Raw genomic sequence first — 16737 nt, forward strand, 5'->3', positions numbered from 1 at the left:
TCTGCCTGGGAACTGACGATCATGAAATTGTATGGTGTGCCGGGGTGGGGCTCGGCAATAAGCGAGATGATGTTGACCTTGGCCAACATCCCTTATCAATTTATCAATGTCGATGGCTTTGACCAGCCAGGCGCGCAGCGAGAGAAACTACTGGCGATCAACCCGCTGTGTCAGGTGCCTACCCTGCAACTGGCGGATGGCAGCGTGATGACGGAAACAGCGGCGATCGCGCTGATGATCCTCGACGAGCGCCCGGATCTGGCGCCGCCAGCCGGTACGCCACAGCGCCAGCAGTTTCAACGTTTGCTGATCTGGCTGGTGGCTAACGTTTATCCGACCTTCACCTATGCCGACTATCCCGAACGCTGGACAGCCTCAGCGCCTGACGAACTGCGTGAGAGCTGTCAGCAATACCGCAAATCACTCTATCTCTGGCTGGAACAGCAGCTGGCTGCCGGGCCTTACGCATTAGGCGGGAATATCACGCTGTTGGATTGCTATATTGCCGCGATGTACAGCTGGGGGCCCCGGCGCGAGTGGTTTGCCGCGCATACGCCAAAGTTTGCCGCTGTGGCTCAGGCGGTTTATCGCCGTGCGGAGCTGCAGCAGGTACTGCGTGACAATAATCTTCTCTAAGGCACAAATCGTGATTTGAGTTAGGGAATCTGTGATAGTTTTAAAATCCCAATAATAAGGAGCCTGCTATGCCACATGTCGATATCAAATGTTTTCCCCGTGAACTGAGCGAAGAGCAAAAAAGCGCGCTGGCTGCGGAAATCACTGAGGTTCTGATCCGTCATCTCAGCACCAAAGACAGTTCAGTTAGCGTTGCCCTTAATCAGGTACAGCAGAGCGACTGGCAGCGGGTGTGGGATGATGAGATCGCGCCGCAGATGGATTCTTTGATTAAGAAACCGGGCTACCGAATGTAAAGGACGGGCCGCTTTTCATCGCGCCAATTAGACTACTATCGACCAAGGTCAATTTTACTTGAGCGAAAGATATGCCGCTTTATTGATTTAGATCAATAAAAGTGGCTTTTTTTTGATTTCCATACCTTTCATTAATTTACCTTTTGTAAAGGAAATGGCCATTTAAGAATAATCCTAATCAACATAAATAACTGATAATATTAAGTTATAAGGTCATTTACGCTTTGTATGTATTTAAATGTAGTTTTATGTTTTGATTATTATGCATATCAAAATTGTTTAGGCGATTGCTCATTTGCCATGTAACCTGCCTTTGAAATGATGATTTTTATCATGGAGAGATGAATGATAATAGGTAGTGCGTTACTTGGTTACCAATTAGAGGATGATTTTTTTTACTTCTTGAAGTACCGGGAAATAGCTACTGTAAGTGGTAATAGAAAAAACATCCGTCTACGAAAAACGATGGCCTGTCTAATTGAATATTTATTTGAACATGGCCTTGAAAGAATTGTTAGTGATGAAGAGTTGATGGTGCATGTCTGGGAGAAAAATGATTTAAGGCCTTCATCGCAACGTTTATGGCAAGTGATGCAAAATTTACGTCGACTCCTTAAGGATGTCGGCATTGAGCAAGAAATTATATTACGCGTCAAGACTCAGGGTTATTATATCAACAGTCACTACGTTACAACTGTTTATTCTGTGAAAAGTGATAAACCGTTCTGCCAGAATGATGGCGCTATCATACAGTTACGTGGAATATCCGACGTAAGTTAACAGCCGAGTAGGATTTTCTATATTCAAGGTGCGCCTGTCGTTCTTATGCCAGGGTTATAAAATTGAAGGTTATAATTAATAGCAAGGATATCTGGTTTCGACTGGGTGTAGAATATTGTCTACAACAGATATCTTCTGAGTGTCATGAGCCCGCTTACGTTGAATTGGCTTACACTAACCATTCTATACAGCAAGCGGATCTTATTATTTTGCCGCTACATGGCTATCAAGATTACAAGCATCTCTATGCGTTATCTCAATTGTTTAAGGGCATTATTTTGGGAGTAAGCACGTCCAGAAGTAGTCGCCCTGGACGGTTGATTTATCGGGGGAATATATTGTGGGTGAGTAGTCGCGAATCGACAGCCAATATTCAAAAGTTGTTGTTGGACATTAAGCATCGGCAGTTATATGACCATGGCGGTCAGCCGGACTTTAGTCTAATAAAGGCAAAGGGGGGAGCCCCGCTCAGTGAAAGAGAGATGATGATTATCGATCATGTCGTAGCCGGCATGTCGGTGAACGTCGTTGCCAGAGTGTTAGGTCTGCGGGTAAAAACCATTTATGCGCATTTAGACAAGATTAAAGCTAACTTCAACCTTAAAGGCGGCAGTCATCTTCATCGTTTTATGATAAGCCCGCTGTCTTATCACTTATTGTAAAAGATGGTCATCCGGGAATGACGGCAGGGTTGCCGTCATTTTGTACCCTATTTAAAACCAGATTTCTGTCTGTACGCCAAAATTCCAGTTGCCGCCGGCGGTAAAACCGGAACTGCCAAAATCATCGTTAATGGCGTAGTGATCCAGAGCTTTGTCCCAGTTCATCCATGTTGCGAAGAAGCGGATCTCCGGGCGAGCTTTAATATCGAAAATGTCGCCGACTTTAAACGTTGGTGCGAAGGTAAGCTTGTAAAAATCGCCGCTGACGGCCTGATACTGATAAACATTGTCGTTATAGCGATAGGTTCGGCCATTAGGATTCAAATCCATATATTGCCAGGAGGCTTCATATAGCAGGGCAAAGTTGCGGGTGATCCCTTGGGAAAGACGCAGGTTAAAAGTAGCCCAGTCGTAGCGGTCGCCGTCACGATAACGGTTTTCGCTGTGTTGCGCGATGACCGATGGCGCCAATTGCCAGTTTTTCCCTAGCGGCAAAATGCCGTAAGAAGCAAAACGCAGGGATTTAGCATTCCCGGTAAGATCGCCGTCGCTGCCCGGCTGGCGAGCTTCTGCGCCTAAACCGCCACCGTACTGCAGGGCGCTTTCTGAGATGCCAGGCGCAAGGCCGTAGAACTGCTGTTTGTCGTGATAAGCCAACATCGCGTAATAGCCATTTTTGGCAGTGTTGTCGCTACGTAGCGCATAACTGCCGGTCGTTGAGGTGTTGTCTTTTAGCGTGTCATTACCCTGCGCGGTCATTACCGTGGTCATTAACTGCCAGTTTCGCCAGAAATGATTGGCGGTAAACATCAGATTCTGAATATCGTTATCTTCATAGTTATCGCTACCTAAATCGCCAAAGTTGCGGGCGTAGACTGAATAATCGCCCCGAAGCTGTTGACTCCAACGCACATCATTGATTCCGCCGCCGGTACCGCCGAGGAACATAATATCGCTATCGGTAAAGTGAATATCGAAGTTATCCCGATCAAAGCGTTTTCCGGCCCAAATCGACGCCTGGTTAAATGGACCGCTAAAATCAGCGAAGCTACCCATCTCGACATACAGTTGGCGTACGTTAAGGTGGTGGCTAGTATTATCCTGCACCCACGGATCCGGGTTGGTGACGCCATCGGCAAGCATTGTTTTGAAATGTGCCCATGAACCGTCGCTAAAGGTCATTTTTTTGCCAAAGCTCAGTTCAACATAGTTATCTTTCTCATTGCCAAGACGACCCACGTGGGCGTCGCCGTTAAGCGAACTGGCCGGTGAAATACCGGGTCCGCCGTGCGCGCCTTTACCGTGGCTGTTCACCAGCATTCCGGAACGGGCGTAGGCATTAAATTCAAAACCGTTATCGTCGGTGGATTTGGCCAATTGACGACTGAGCTTCTGCTGTTTTTGTTCGCCGGCATCGGTGCGCTTACTTAGGGTTTGTATCTGTTTTTCGGCATTGCTGGCGCGTTGTTCCGCGACGGAGGTTCGCTGTTCGGCCTGCTGCGCACGGCGGTTTGCTTCGGCTGCCTGGTGTTCCGCATGTTTCAGTCTGGCCTCAAGTTGGGCCAGCCGCTGCTCGATAGTGAGCGGCGCGGCCAACGCGTCGGAGGCCGAAAAAAGGGCGCAGCAAACTGCTGCGCAAATCAAAGAGAGACGCATACTTATCCTTGTCAGTTTCAGAGGTAATAAAAGAGGGGGCGAACTTAAATCGCCTGACGTTCTCCGTCAGTTGAATGAATGTCGGACGTGGCATAGCGCCCGGCATCGAGGTCTGCGCGGATTTGCTCGTAATGATCGTCAAGCCGATAAAAACGACCCATCCACAACATCGAGGCAAAGATCAGTAGCGCCGGAATGTAGAGATAGCAGGACTTTATCGCCAGCATCGCCGTTTCACTTTGCGCCTGGTTGGCGATATAGCCGCCTGAAGTGAGCAGGGCGCCCGTAATCGCGCCAGCGCCAGCCATGGCCACTTTGCCAAGAAAACCATTGATTGAGGTCAGGATCCCAGCGGTATTCACTCCGGTTTTCCAGACGCCATAATCCACCGGATCCGCCTGCATTGAGAAGTAAATAGCCGTGCGTTGTCCGGCACCGAGCGAAAGGATCACCGCACCAGTAACCAAACCCCAACTATTTACCCCTGCCGCCATCATTACGATCATTCCAATGAGATTGATAGCACTGGCAATCAGGTAGACATGGCGTTTTTTTAGCCGACTGGCCAGCAGTGGGACGGTCAATGTCCCCAGCAGAGGCACAAATGTCGAAATACCGGCGACGATTGCCGTCAGACTGCTATTGCCGACGTAGTAGTGGAAGAAGTAAACCAACGCGCCTGTCTGGAAGAAAAAGGCGCCCCACATCAGGAAAATGTTAATCGCGAAAACCCACCATGGACGGTTGGCGCGTAGGCTGAACCAGGCGCGTTTCAGAGTCATTTTTTCTTGAGTGATGGTGATTGTTTCTTTGACGTTGCGGAAACTGACCAGTAGAAAAAAAGTGGCAATCACGCCGAACATCACCGCGGTATAGAAAAACCCACGAGCCTGATCGCCCTGACCGAGAGTGCTGACAAGCGGCAGCGTGGTGACGGCGACAATGGTCGCCCCCAACGAGCCAAGTAAGATTCGTACTGCCGAGAGCGTAGTGCGCTCCTGGGAATCGTTTGTCAGAAACGGCAGCATCGCGCAAAACGGAATATTGACCAGTGTGTAAAGAAACGACAGACACAGATAGGTAATAAAGGCGTAAATCAATTTTCCGGTAGTGGAGAATTCGGGGACGTAAAACGCGAGGATACATAGCAGGCCGAACGGTACGGCGCCAATCAGCAAATAGGGACGACAGCGGCCCCAACGGGTTGCGGTATTGTCTATTACCAGTCCCATCAGTACATCGGCCACGCCATCCACCAGACGTGTCACCAGAAACATCACGCCGACGTACCAGGCGGGTAAGTTCATTACATCGGTGTAGAAGAACATCAGGTACAGAGAGATAAGCTGCCACACCAAATTGCAGGAGAGATCTGCTATGCCGTAGCCCAGGCGTTGCCGCCAAAGAGTGAATATATTGTTTGCCATAATGATATGCTCGTATTTAATTGTTATTAAAGATTATATTGGCGGATAAACCAGGCCGGGGTACAGCTCCACGCGTGACAATAGCTGTTAATCAGCTTGCTGCCGTAAGGTGAAAACTCAGGGTTGTCAGGATCAAAAACCTCCCAGAACGTATCCGCGCCGTAATCTATCATCGCGCCCCAGTAGGCTTTGATTTCGTTAATAGCTTCCGCGCGTAGCCCACATTGCAGCAGAGCAGCAACAAAATGGTGACGCAGATAGGGCGTGTTGATGGCCACCGACGGCGGGGAGGAAAGCAGATGACGCATGAGCGTTTCTCGTTGCGCACTATTGCCGACTTCGGCTAGCACCATCCAGATTTGTGATGCCCAGGAGACTTGACGTTGCGCGCCGCTAATGAAAAATCCTTGCGCTTCGTCCCACAAGCAGGACAGCGCAGCCGACTTTAGCTGCTGCAGATGCATCTGATAACCCGCTACTAACTCGGGCTGAAATTGTCCGGCGAGCAATACGGCGCGCTGCAGGCAGTAAATTAAGACGCCCTGGGCCGAAGTTTGCTTGTTTAGCGTCTCTTGCCAGTCGATAAATACCCACCAGTCGTCGCTATCGCGAACCAAATGCTGTTTATCGCAACGTTCAAGCGCCAACTCGATTTGCCGTCTGGCGGTGGGCCAGAGCTCTTGCGCGGTGGCTACGTCGCCGGAACTGCGTAGATAGTTGAACAGCGTATCAACAAAAAACAGCGAATAATCAAACAAAAAGGTGTCGTCGGCTATGACTTGCGGCTGAACGAAAATATTGGCGGAAACCATACCGTCTTGCCGGGTATGGCCAGCAAAAAGATACAAACAACGGCGAACCAGCGAGTGATTCGCGAACGTGACATCGTTAACCAGCGCCTGCAGGCGGAGATCGCCAAGCCACAGACGACGGTCGCGCTTGGGCCCATCTTCGAATACGTCTTGCATACAATTCTTCAGCGTCAGTACGGCTGTCTGGTCGATAAGCTGTAAACGTGGGTCTTGGGTAGTTGATGGGGGGCAGATACTGTGGGCTGAACTGACGGCATGGATGCGCAGTCGGGTGAAACACAGATTAAATTTTCTGGAAACCGCCTTGACCTCCACTTTGAGATAACGAAAGCAATAGCGTCGCGGGAGTCTGATTTCTCCAGGAAGTTCATCAATCCACAAATCCTGCTGTTGCAACCAGCTGCTGCTGAGCCAGCCCCGGTAATCATCAAATGATTCACAAACCTCGCTCAGCGTCTCGCCGAAGGTAAAATGAAGGTGCGCCGGGGCATCGGGAGGACTGCCGACGCTTAGACATGCCAGCTCAACATAGCCAACAAAGTGATTACCGAAGTCCACGATGACGCTGTCGCCACTGGTGAATTCACGCTGGTAAAATTGCTGTGGGGTGCAAAGCTCCACTGCCTGCCAGCCGAAGGGTGCGCTGGCATCGGCATGAGCGTCAATAATGGCCTGCGGTTCGCGGTATTCGCTGTGCAGTGCGGGTTTAAGCGACTCCGCGGTGCGTAAAAACTGCGGATGGCGGATCATCGCAACTTGGGCGTTGTATTGCATGGCTTGTGACATACTGCGTCCTCAAAGTTAGGGGACTCGCAGCATAAAATGACGATGTGAGTGGCAACCACTCTGGCAATGCCAACGCGATGGCCATGTTGGCAATGGCAGTGGGATGGGGCGGGTGACGATCACAATTTGATAAATCTTACCGATAGTGGTTTGGGAAATGCATTATCGTGCTATCAGCTGCCTTGCCGTATTGGATATTAAGTGATGATGACGTTGACTATTGATTCTTATTTCAGCAATCCACTCGCTAAACTGGCTATTTACGCCAGCGATCCAGAGGATAATAACCGCGAACATGGTCATGAATTCGCGGAGTTAGTGATAGTTGAACAAGGGCATGGCCTCCACGTTATTAATGGCCGGCCTTTGTATATTCAACAAGGGGATGTTTTTTATGTTTCTCCTGGCGATACGCATTATTATGATGAGCTTGGGACGCTGAAGTTAATTAATCTATTAATTAATCCGCAGGTTGATTTTATCTATTTACGCGAACTTGCACCGTTATTGCAAAACTTTGCGGCCACCGACTCCTCGCGCTACGGTTGGTTATCGCAGGAGACCCGGCAACAGTGTAAGCTATTGATTGAAAAAATATGTAGTGCCGAATACCAACAAACTAAGAATAACGCCCTGCGTGAGGCCACCTTTTTTCAGCTAATTACGCTTATTCAACGAGCGGAAAGTGAAGTCGAATATAGCACCACTAAATACAAACTCCATAAGCTGCTCACCTGGTTACAGGAACATTGCTTTGAGGAACATAACTGGCCGCAACTTGCTGAACAATTTCACCTGACGTCGCGCACTGCTTTTCGTCATATTAAAGAGGCGACTGGATTAACGCCCGATAATTATGTCAAACGCCTGCGCCTGGTATCCGCACGAGTAAAACTGCGGGAAACGGAAATGACGATCACAGAAATCGCCTTTTTATGCGGTTTCGCCAATAGCAATCACTTCACGACGCTGTATAAAAAGGTCTTTGGCCTGACTCCCAGCGATGACCGCCGCCGCCAACACCAGGCGTCGTAGGAAACCTTATTTGTTTTCTGGCGTATTGGCCTGCACGTGACGTCCGCTGGCGACAAAATTACCGGTACCGAGATGGTGAATGGTATTGAGTTTATCATCGTCAAACTGCCAGCGGCCGCTGACGAAAACGCGTTCATCGGCCGCGGCGGCAACCACTTCGCCAAACAGCGTATCGTATTGTTCTTGTGCCGCGGTGGCGGGTAGCAGACGGCATTCCATCCACGCCAGGCATTTCTCTTCAATTAACGGTAACCCCAGTTCGGGACCCTGCACCGTCGGGATACCGTAAGCATTGAACTTATCTTCATCGCGCCCGCTTACGCTGCCTACCGCATAGACCCAACTGGCGGCGGCCACGCCTGGCACCACGATACCAAAGGCGCCGTTACGCTCAATGAGATCACGCGTCCAGGTGCTTTTATCCACCACAATAGCCACGCGAGGCGGGGCAAATTCAACTGGCATCGACCAGGCGGCGGACATCACGTTGCGCCGCCCTGACTGCGCGTCATAACTGGTGATCATAATGGTCGGGCCGTGGTTGAGCAGGCGACTGGCGTACTGAAGTTCGACGTGGCGAAAACGGCTCATAAGCGTTCCTTGGTGAGTGGCGAATGCCTGTAAGTAGTTTATTCACAATACAAAGGTAATCAATACGTCAACCGCGACCTAAATCAGAAATCATCTGGCGCGATCGCACAAAATACGCCGTCGCGGGGAAAAAATACGCTATAAATGTCGGACACCAAAAGCTGGAGGCGTTGATGACCCCATTTTTAAGCGCGTATTTTACTCGTCTGGCCTGGACGGGAACCCCCGATGTTTCCATTGACACCCTGCGGGAGTTGCATAGCCATCACAATAGCGCGATCCCGTTTGAGAATCTGGACGTTTTACTGCCGCGTGAAATCCACCTTGACGATCGGGCGCTCGAGGAGAAGTTAATCACCGCCCGCCGCGGCGGTTACTGCTTTGAGCAGAACGGGCTGTTGCAGCGGGCGCTAAGTGAGATTGGTTTCTCGGTTCGCAGCCTGCTGGGGCGCGTGGTGTTGGCTAATCCGCCACAAATGCCGCCGCGTACCCATCGCTTATTGCTGGTGGAAGTGGAGGGCGAACGCTGGATCGCCGACGTCGGTTTCGGCGGCCAGACGCTGACCGCGCCGATTAAGCTGCTGGCGGATATTCCGCAGCATACGCCGCATGGGATTTTTCGCCTGGTGCATGAAGGCGATGAGTGGACGTTGCAGTTTAATCATCATGAGCACTGGCAGTCGATGTACCATTTCGATCTGGGTCGACAGTATGCTTCTGATTATGTGATGGGTAACTTCTGGTCGGCGCACTGGCCGCAGTCCCACTTTCGTCACCATCTGCTGATGTGCCGTCATCTGCCTGACGGCGGGAAAATGACGCTCACCAATTTCCATTTTACCCACTGGGAGAACAACCACGTGGTGGAGAAGGTGGATCTTGCGGACGTGTCGGCGCTGTATGAAGCGCTGCAAACCCGGTTCGGATTAGGTGTGGACGACCCAAAACACGGGTTCAGCGAAGCCGCGCTGGCAGCGGTAATGGCGGCGTTCGATACCCATCCGGAAGCCGGGAAGTAACGTTTATAACGGGACGAGGAAAGCGCATGGTCGCCGTAGGCCGGATAAGGCGTAGCCGCCATCCGGCGTAAAGGCTGGAGCCAGGGTCGATACATACCCGGAGTCGGCGCAAGCGCCTCGTCCGGGCTACACCGCTACAACCGCATCAATGCTGACTGAAACTGCCGATGTTGGTGGCCTCAAAATCGCTGAGACGTTCCCGGAAGGCCGGGGCAGTCGTTGTAGGCCGGATAAGGCGTAGCCGCCATCCGGCATAAAGGCTGGAGCCAGGGCTGATAAATACCCGGAGTCGGCGTAGGCGCCTCGTCCGGGCTACCGGTAGGGATGAATGATAAAAGCCGCTGGCTTTCAGCGCCGGGAACGCACCACCTGGTAGCGGCGGGTGAAATACTCTATCGGCGCGCTCCAGACGTGAACCAGCCGGGTGAACGGGAAAATAAGGAAGATAGTCATCCCCAGCACCAGATGGACGCGGTACACCCACGCGACGCCATCCAGATGCGCCGATGCGCCGCCGTGGAAGGTGACTACCGCCTGCGCCCAATCTACCAGTTTCAGCATTTCGCTGCCGTCCGGATGCTGGGCGGAGAACGGAATAGTCGTCAGCCCCAGCGCGCACTGAATCAGCAGAATGCACAGGATCAGGATATCCGCAGTGGTGGAGGTGGCGCGAATGCGCGGGTTGGTCAGACGACGCACCAGCAGGCCTATGCCGCCGACCAGGGTCAGCACGCCGCAGACGCCGCCCAGCACCATCGCCATCACCTGTTTCTGCGACATCGGCAGGAACCATGAATAGACCCAGTGCGGCGTCAGCATCCCGAAGAAGTGGCCGAAGAAGATGCCGAGGATGCCGATATGAAATAAGTTCGACCACAGCACCATGCCCCGTTTATCGAGCATCTGGCTGGATGACGCGCGCCAGGTATACTGACCGTAGTCATAGCGCAGCCAACTGCCCACCAGGAACACGGTGCCGCAGAGATAAGGGTAAATATCGTAAAAGAAGACGTTTAAGTACTGTATCATTTCGGGCCTCCGGCGCGGATGTCGACGTACTGCGGCGCCACATCCTGGCTAAAGCGTCGTTGATAAGCTTGCATTGGCGAGCTATCGCAAGCGGTTGCATTATCTTCAATAAACTTCACCTGTTCTTCTTCCCACACCGCATCCAGCGCCTGGCACGTGTCGTCACGCTTCTCACTCGCTACCTGCCTGGTGACACTGTCACTATTGAGTGGGCTATCCGCCAGCGTGAGAAGGGCGTCAAAGAGTTGATAGTAATCGCATTCGCGCTGCTTTAAGCGTCCACCGAGCAATGCCAGAATGGGCGCGACGTTCTGCAGTCCTTCACGGGCATCGGCCAACGGGAGAGTGCTGAGATACTCAAGATATAAAGGCAGGTGGTCCGGGAGTTCGCGACAATCGATCTGCAGACCCGCCTGTTCATACTGGTTCATCAGATCGACCATCGCCTGGCCGCGGTCGCGCGATTCGGCGTGAACGTGTTCAAACAGCAGCAGCGAGGTGGCGCGACCGCGCTCAAACACCTCACACCATTCGGCCTGACGGTCGAGCAGCGGCGCCGCCAGTAATCGCGTAACAAACGGCGTCAGGGCGGGCGCATCGGCACTGACCAGCGCCAGCGCCTCCTCGCGGTTATCCCACAGTGCGTCGTCGGGATACTCCAGCAGTAAAGCGATGACTTTGAGAAGCCGCATTACTCTCCCTCCCCATGTCGACGAACGTCTCCCACATCAATCGCGTCGATGCGACGACTGTTGAACAGGTTGAATTTAGTATCAGAACCATGGCAACCATCGCCGAAGGTAAAACCGCAGCCGTTGCGTTCAGGGAAGGCGTCTTCCGCCAGTTCGCGGTGGCTGGTGGGGATCACGAAGCGGTCTTCGTAATTGGCGATCGCCAGGTAGCGATACATCTCTTCCACCTGCTCGACGCTGAGGCCCACTTCTTCAATCGCACGGGTATCGGTCACGCCTTCAACGGTTTGCGAACGTTTGTAATGGCGCATCGCCATCATGCGTTTTAACGCGCGCAGGACCGGGCCGGTATCGCCGGCGCTCAGCAGGTTCGCCAGATACTGTACCGGTATACGCAGGCTTTCGACCGCCGGCAGAATGTTGCCGTTGCTCGGCAGGCCGCCGGCGTCGGCGACGGACTGAATCGGCGACAGCGGCGGGACGTACCAGACCATCGGTAAGGTGCGGTATTCCGGGTGCAGCGGCAGCGCCAGCTTCCAGTCCATCGCCAGTTTATACACCGGCGATTTCTGCGCCGCTTCAATCACGTTATGCGGAATACCCTGTTTCAACGCCTCTTCGATAACCGCCGGATCGTTGGGGTTGAGGAACACCTCGCACTGGCGCTCGTAGAGGTCGGTTTCATGTTCAGTGCTGGCCGCTTCTTCGATGCGGTCCGCGTCGTACAGCAGTACGCCAAGATAGCGGATGCGGCCGACGCAGGTTTCGGAGCACACCGTCGGTTGCCCGGACTCAATACGCGGATAGCAGAAGATGCATTTTTCCGATTTGCCGCTCTTCCAGTTAAAGTAGATTTTTTTGTACGGACAACCGCTGATGCACATCCGCCAGCCGCGGCATTTATCCTGGTCGATCAGCACGATGCCGTCTTCTTCGCGCTTGTAGATAGCGCCGCTTGGGCAGGTCGCCACGCAGCTCGGATTAAGGCAATGTTCGCAAAGACGCGGCAGATACATCATGAAGGTGTTTTCAAACTGGCCGTACATCTCTTTTTGCATCGCTTCGAAGTTGCGGTCTTTGGCGCGTTTTTCAAACTCGCCGCCGAGCAGTTCCTCCCAGTTTGGCCCCCAGGTGATTTTATCCATTCGTTCGCCGCTAATCAGCGAACGCGGACGGGCGGTAGGCAAGTATTTGCCTTCCGGCGCGTTGTGCAGGTGCTGATAATCGTAGGTAAAGGGTTCGTAATAATCGTCAATCTGCGGCAGCACCGGGTTGGCGAAAATCTTCGACAACACGCTGACGCGGTTGCCCAGACGGGGAGTGAGCTTGCCGCTGATACCGCGGATCCAGCCGCCTTGCCACTCGTCCTGATCTTCCCAGTTTTTGGGGTAACCGATACCGGGCTTGGTTTCCACGTTGTTGAACCACGCATATTCCATCCCTTCGCGGCTGCTCCAGACATTTTTACAGGTGACGGAGCAGGTATGGCAGCCGATGCATTTATCCAGATTCAGCACCATTCCGACTTGTGAACGTATTTTCATTTCTTCGCCTCCTGTACCTGGTCGCGACCTTCGCCATCCAGCCAGTCAATGTTTTTCATTTTGCGGATCATAATGAACTCGTCGCGGTTGGAACCGACGGTGCCGTAGTAGTTAAAGCCGTAAGCCAGTTGGGCGTAACCGCCAATCATATGCGTGGGTTTTGGACAGACGCGGGTGACGGAGTTGTGGATGCCGCCGCGACGACCGGTCACCTCCGAACCGGGAATATTCATAATGCGTTCCTGGGCGTGATACATCATGGTCATGCCCGGCGGCACGCGCTGGCTCACCACCGCACGCGCGGTGAGGGCGCCGTTGGCGTTGAAGGCTTCAATCCAGTCGTTATCTTCAATCCCCAGTTCTTTTGCGTCGGTTTCGCTTAGCCAGACGATGGGTCCGCCGCGCGACAACGTCAGCATCAGCAGGTTTTCGCTATAGGTCGAGTGGATACCCCATTTCTGATGCGGGGTCAGGAAGTTGAGCGCTTTTTCCGGGAAGCCGTTTGGCGGCACGTCCTTCATCTGGCTGACGCTGCGCGTATCGATTGGTGGGCGATAGGCCACCAGACTTTCGCCGAAGGCGCGCATCCAGGGATGATCCTGATAGAGCTGTTGCCGCCCGGAGAGGGTGCGCCACGGGATCAGTTCGTGAACGTTGGTATAACCGGCATTATAAGAGACATGTTCGCTTTCCAGGCCGGACCACGTTGGGCTGGAGATGATTTTGCGCGGCTGCGCCTGAATATCGCGGAAGCGGATTTTCTCATCCTCTTTATTCAGCGCCAGATGGGTGTGGTCGCGGCCGGTAAATTCTCCCAGCGCTTGCCAGGCTTTCACCGCCACCTGGCCATTGGTTTCCGGCGCCAGGCTCAAGATGACTTCACTGGCGTCGATCGCGCTGTCGATGCGCGGGCGGCCTTTGGCCGGACCGTCGGGTTTGACGTAGTTGAGTTTACCGAGGAAGTCGACTTCGTTTTGCGTATTCCACGAAATGCCTTTACCGCCGTTGCCGAGCTTATCGAGTAACGGCCCCAGCGAGGTGAAGCGCTCCCAGGTGGCCGGGTAGTCACGTTCAACCAGCGCAATTGACGGCGCGGTTTTGCCTGGAATGAGATCGCATTCGCCCTTGCGCCAGTCGAGGACATCAAACGGCTGTGACAGCTCCGCCGGAGAGTCATGCTGCAGCGGCACCAGTACCACATCGGTCTCTTTATCAAGGTGGCCGACGCATACTTCAGAGAAACTTTTCGCAATGTCCTTGTAGATTTCCCAGTCGCTTTTCGCCTCCCAGGCCGGGTCGACGGCGGCGGAAAGCGGGTGGATAAACGGGTGCATGTCGGAGGTGTTCATATCGTCTTTTTCGTACCAGGTGGCGGTCGGCAGGACGATATCTGAGAACAGGCAGGTACTGGACATGCGGAAATCGAGGGTCACCAGTAGATCGAGTTTGCCCTCAATCGCCGCGGTCTGCCACTCGACTTCCTCCGGCTTCACGTCAGCGGTGGAGCCAAACTCCTCGCCCTGAATACCGTTATCGGTACCGAGCAGGTACTTGAGCATGTACTCATGGCCCTTACCGGACGATCCCAGCAGGTTCGAACGCCAGATAAACAGGTTGCGCGGGTGGTTGTTGCCGCTATCCGGCTGCTCGGCGGCAAAGCGAATATCGCCTGCTTTTAACGACTGGACGGTGAACTCTGCGGGGGACAGCCCGGCGGCGTCGGCCTGCTGCTTGATGCTCAGCGGGTTAACGTTAAGCTGCGGCGCGGAGGGCAGCCAGCCCATGCGCTCGGCGCGAACGTTGAAGTCGATCATATGGCCGCTGAATTTGCTGGCGTCGGTCAGCGGTGAGAGCAGCTCCTGAGCGGTTAGTTTTTCGTAGCGCCACTGGCTGGCATGGTTGTAGAAATAAGAGGTACTGTTCATCTGCCGCGGCGGACGAGTCCAGTCCAGCGCAAACGCCAGCGGCAGCCAGCCGGTCTGCGGGCGCAGTTTCTCCTGGCCGACATAGTGCGACCAGCCGCCGCCGCTCTGACCGACGCAGCCGCAGAATACCAGCATGTTGATCATCCCGCGGTAGTTCATATCCATGTGGTACCAGTGGTTCACACCGGCGCCAAGGATAATCATCGAACGGCCATGGGTTTTATGCGCCGTATCGGCGAACTCGCGGGCGATTTGCTCGATATGGTGACGCGGCACGCCGGTGATCTGTTCGGCCCACGCCGGGGTATAGGCTTTCACATCCGCAAAGTCACGCGCGGCATTGGCATCGTCAAGGCCGCGATCCAGACCGTAGTTCGCCAGCACCAGGTCATACACGCTCACTACCAGAGCGTTTTCTCCACTGGCTAACGGCAGCTGTTTCGCTGGCAGTTGATGAAGCGTTACCGGCTCCTGCTTCACGCTGCGAAAATGCGGGTTTTCATTGCCGCCGAAGTAGGGGAAGCCGACCGACACCACGCTATCGTGCATATCCAGCAGCGACAGTTTTAAGTCGACGTCACGGCCGTTAGCCCGCTGTTCGAGATTCCATTTGCCTTTCTCGCCCCAACGGAAGCCGATGGATCCGTTCGGCGCGACCAGTTCGCCGTCGGCGTTAAAGGCGACGGTTTTCCATTCCGGGTTATTACTTTCTCCCAGTCCGTTAAGCAGGTCAGCGGCGCGTAGCATACGGCCCGGCGCATAGCTGCCGTCGTCACGACGGTCGAGCATCACCAACATTGGCATATCGGTATAGGTACGGCAGTAGTTGAGAAAGTAATCGCTCGGATTATCGAGGTGGAAAGTTTTGAGGATCACGTGGCCCATCGCCATCGCCAGCGCGCTGTCGGTACCTTGCTTCGGCGCCAGCCACTGGTCGCAGAGCTTGGCGACTTCCGAATAATCCGGAGTAATGGCGATGGTTTTGGTGCCCTTGTAGCGCACTTCGGTGAAGAAGTGGGCGTCCGGGGTTCGGGTCTGCGGGACGTTTGAACCCCAGGCAATAATGTAGCTGGAGTTGTACCAGTCGGCGGATTCCGGCACGTCGGTCTGTTCGCCCCAGGTCATCGGCGAGGCGGGCGGCAGATCGCAATACCAGTCATAGAAGCTCAGACAGGTGCCGCCGAGCAGCGATAAATAACGGGTGCCCGCGGCGTAGGAGACCATCGACATCGCCGGGATCGGCGAAAAGCCCGCGACGCGATCCGGACCGTAGTTTTTAATGGTCCAGACGTTGGCCGCGGCGATCAGTTGATTTAACTCTTTCCAACTGGAGCGTACAAAGCCGCCTTTACCGCGAATTTCTTTGTAGCTGCGGTTTTTCAGCGGGTCCTGCATGATGCTATCCCAGGCCTGTACCGGGTCGGGATGCTGTGTCAGGGCTTCGCGCCACAGCTCAATCAGCCGTTTACGCGCCAGCGGGTACTTCAGGCGGTTGGCGCTGTAGAGATACCAGGAGTAGCTGGCGCCGCGCGGGCAGCCGCGCGGTTCGTGGTTTGGCAGGTCCGGTCGGGTGCGCGGATAATCGGTTTGCTGGGTTTCCCAGGTGACCAGGCCGTTTTTGACATAAATTTTCCAGCTACAGGAGCCGGTACAGTTCACACCGTGCGTGGAGCGGACAATTTTGTCGAATTGCCAGCGTTGCCGGTAGCTATCTTCCCAGTCACGGTTGTTGTCGTAGACCTGACCGTGGCCGTTGGCAAAGGTCTCGCGTTTCTGCTTAAAGTAGCGAAAGCGATCCAGTAATTTACTCATGACATTTCTCCTGCTCCGATGATGTCCGGCATCGT

At 53.7% G+C, this 16737-nt stretch carries 14 protein-coding genes; 6 read left to right on the plus strand and 8 right to left on the minus strand.

The features are described from left to right. Positions 1-18: 18 nt before the first annotated feature. From PGR23_RS05170 to PGR23_RS05185, 4 genes are all read left to right on the plus strand, one after another. On the plus strand, positions 19-636 hold the full coding sequence (locus tag PGR23_RS05170; RefSeq protein WP_063416002.1) for a glutathione S-transferase family protein: 618 nt from the start codon (positions 19-21) through the stop codon (positions 634-636). Positions 637-704: 68 nt separating this feature from the next. Then, a complete protein-coding gene (gene pptA / locus PGR23_RS05175) occupies positions 705-932 on the plus strand; it encodes a tautomerase PptA (RefSeq protein WP_047048700.1) in 228 nt (75 codons plus the stop codon). A 345-nt stretch (positions 933-1277) separates the two neighbouring features. Continuing rightward, positions 1278-1712 carry a winged helix-turn-helix domain-containing protein gene (locus tag PGR23_RS05180; protein ID WP_045394078.1) on the plus strand — a complete coding sequence of 145 codons (435 nt, stop codon included), beginning with the start codon at positions 1278-1280 and terminating at the stop codon, positions 1710-1712. 62 nt (positions 1713-1774) lie between these two features. Beyond that, positions 1775-2374: a helix-turn-helix transcriptional regulator gene (locus PGR23_RS05185; protein WP_045394080.1), complete on the plus strand. Its 600-nt coding sequence runs from the start codon at positions 1775-1777 to the stop codon at positions 2372-2374. A gap of 51 nt (positions 2375-2425) precedes the next feature. Here the strand turns inward: PGR23_RS05185 and PGR23_RS05190 are convergent, their stop codons facing one another. The 3 genes from PGR23_RS05190 to PGR23_RS05200 are packed head-to-tail and all read right to left on the minus strand — an operon-like array spanning position 2426 to position 7055. Then, positions 2426-4030: a carbohydrate porin gene (locus tag PGR23_RS05190; RefSeq protein ID WP_396279656.1), complete on the minus strand. Its 1605-nt coding sequence runs from the start codon at positions 4028-4030 to the stop codon at positions 2426-2428. A gap of 44 nt (positions 4031-4074) precedes the next feature. Further along, a complete protein-coding gene (locus PGR23_RS05195; protein ID WP_045394085.1) occupies positions 4075-5457 on the minus strand; it encodes an MFS transporter in 1383 nt (460 codons plus the stop codon). Positions 5458-5483: 26 nt separating this feature from the next. Further along, a complete protein-coding gene (locus tag PGR23_RS05200; protein ID WP_047048691.1) occupies positions 5484-7055 on the minus strand; it encodes a family 78 glycoside hydrolase catalytic domain in 1572 nt (523 codons plus the stop codon). A 204-nt stretch (positions 7056-7259) separates the two neighbouring features. Between PGR23_RS05200 and PGR23_RS05205 the strand changes: the two genes are divergently transcribed. Continuing rightward, positions 7260-8090 carry a helix-turn-helix domain-containing protein gene (locus tag PGR23_RS05205; protein WP_045394088.1) on the plus strand — a complete coding sequence of 277 codons (831 nt, stop codon included), beginning with the start codon at positions 7260-7262 and terminating at the stop codon, positions 8088-8090. A gap of 6 nt (positions 8091-8096) precedes the next feature. Here the strand turns inward: PGR23_RS05205 and PGR23_RS05210 are convergent, their stop codons facing one another. Continuing rightward, positions 8097-8681, minus strand: a complete 585-nt coding sequence (locus PGR23_RS05210) for a flavin reductase family protein (protein ID WP_045394090.1) — start codon at positions 8679-8681, stop codon at positions 8097-8099. Positions 8682-8854: 173 nt separating this feature from the next. On the opposite strand from PGR23_RS05210, the gene nhoA reads away from it, so the two are divergent. Beyond that, the gene (gene nhoA / locus PGR23_RS05215) at positions 8855-9700 is read left to right on the plus strand and encodes an N-hydroxyarylamine O-acetyltransferase (RefSeq protein ID WP_396279657.1); all 846 of its coding nucleotides are present in this window, start codon (positions 8855-8857) and stop codon (positions 9698-9700) included. A 348-nt stretch (positions 9701-10048) separates the two neighbouring features. On the opposite strand, the gene narI is transcribed toward nhoA, so the two are convergent. The 4 genes from narI to PGR23_RS05235 are packed head-to-tail and all read right to left on the minus strand — an operon-like array spanning position 10049 to position 16702. Next, positions 10049-10729 (minus strand): respiratory nitrate reductase subunit gamma, encoded by a 681-nt coding sequence (narI, locus tag PGR23_RS05220; RefSeq protein ID WP_045394095.1) that lies wholly within the window; start codon positions 10727-10729, stop codon positions 10049-10051. Continuing rightward, the gene (narW, locus tag PGR23_RS05225; protein WP_063415996.1) at positions 10726-11421 is read right to left on the minus strand and encodes a nitrate reductase molybdenum cofactor assembly chaperone; all 696 of its coding nucleotides are present in this window, start codon (positions 11419-11421) and stop codon (positions 10726-10728) included. The genes narI and narW overlap by 4 nt, the downstream gene beginning before the upstream one ends. Beyond that, the gene (narH, locus tag PGR23_RS05230) at positions 11421-12965 is read right to left on the minus strand and encodes a nitrate reductase subunit beta (RefSeq protein ID WP_396279658.1); all 1545 of its coding nucleotides are present in this window, start codon (positions 12963-12965) and stop codon (positions 11421-11423) included. Before narH ends, narW begins: the two co-directional genes overlap by 1 nt. After that, entirely contained in the window at positions 12962-16702 is a 3741-nt protein-coding gene (locus PGR23_RS05235) for a nitrate reductase subunit alpha (protein WP_396279659.1), read from the minus strand. Before PGR23_RS05235 ends, narH begins: the two co-directional genes overlap by 4 nt. Positions 16703-16737: the final 35 nt, after the last annotated feature.

Origin of the sequence: Klebsiella sp. 141162, assembly GCF_050600755.1 — a bacterium.
Lineage (GTDB): Bacteria > Pseudomonadota > Gammaproteobacteria > Enterobacterales > Enterobacteriaceae > Klebsiella > Klebsiella aerogenes.

Bases quoted from the DNA above. Each gene is read 5' to 3' on its own strand.
- PGR23_RS05190 (WP_396279656.1), bottom strand. From the start codon at position 4,030: ATGCGTCTCTCTTTGATTTGCGCAGCAGTTTGCTGCGCCCTTTTTTCG.
- narW (WP_063415996.1), bottom strand. From the start codon at position 11,421: ATGCGGCTTCTCAAAGTCATCGCTTTACTGCTGGAGTATCCCGACGAC.
- PGR23_RS05205 (WP_045394088.1), top strand. From the start codon at position 7,260: ATGATGACGTTGACTATTGATTCTTATTTCAGCAATCCACTCGCTAAA.
- PGR23_RS05200 (WP_047048691.1), bottom strand. From the start codon at position 7,055: ATGTCACAAGCCATGCAATACAACGCCCAAGTTGCGATGATCCGCCAT.
- narH (WP_396279658.1), bottom strand. From the start codon at position 12,965: ATGAAAATACGTTCACAAGTCGGAATGGTGCTGAATCTGGATAAATGC.
- PGR23_RS05235 (WP_396279659.1), bottom strand. From the start codon at position 16,702: ATGAGTAAATTACTGGATCGCTTTCGCTACTTTAAGCAGAAACGCGAG.
- pptA (WP_047048700.1), top strand. From the start codon at position 705: ATGCCACATGTCGATATCAAATGTTTTCCCCGTGAACTGAGCGAAGAG.
- PGR23_RS05195 (WP_045394085.1), bottom strand. From the start codon at position 5,457: ATGGCAAACAATATATTCACTCTTTGGCGGCAACGCCTGGGCTACGGC.
- PGR23_RS05180 (WP_045394078.1), top strand. From the start codon at position 1,278: ATGATAATAGGTAGTGCGTTACTTGGTTACCAATTAGAGGATGATTTT.
- nhoA (WP_396279657.1), top strand. From the start codon at position 8,855: ATGACCCCATTTTTAAGCGCGTATTTTACTCGTCTGGCCTGGACGGGA.
- PGR23_RS05210 (WP_045394090.1), bottom strand. From the start codon at position 8,681: ATGAGCCGTTTTCGCCACGTCGAACTTCAGTACGCCAGTCGCCTGCTC.
- narI (WP_045394095.1), bottom strand. From the start codon at position 10,729: ATGATACAGTACTTAAACGTCTTCTTTTACGATATTTACCCTTATCTC.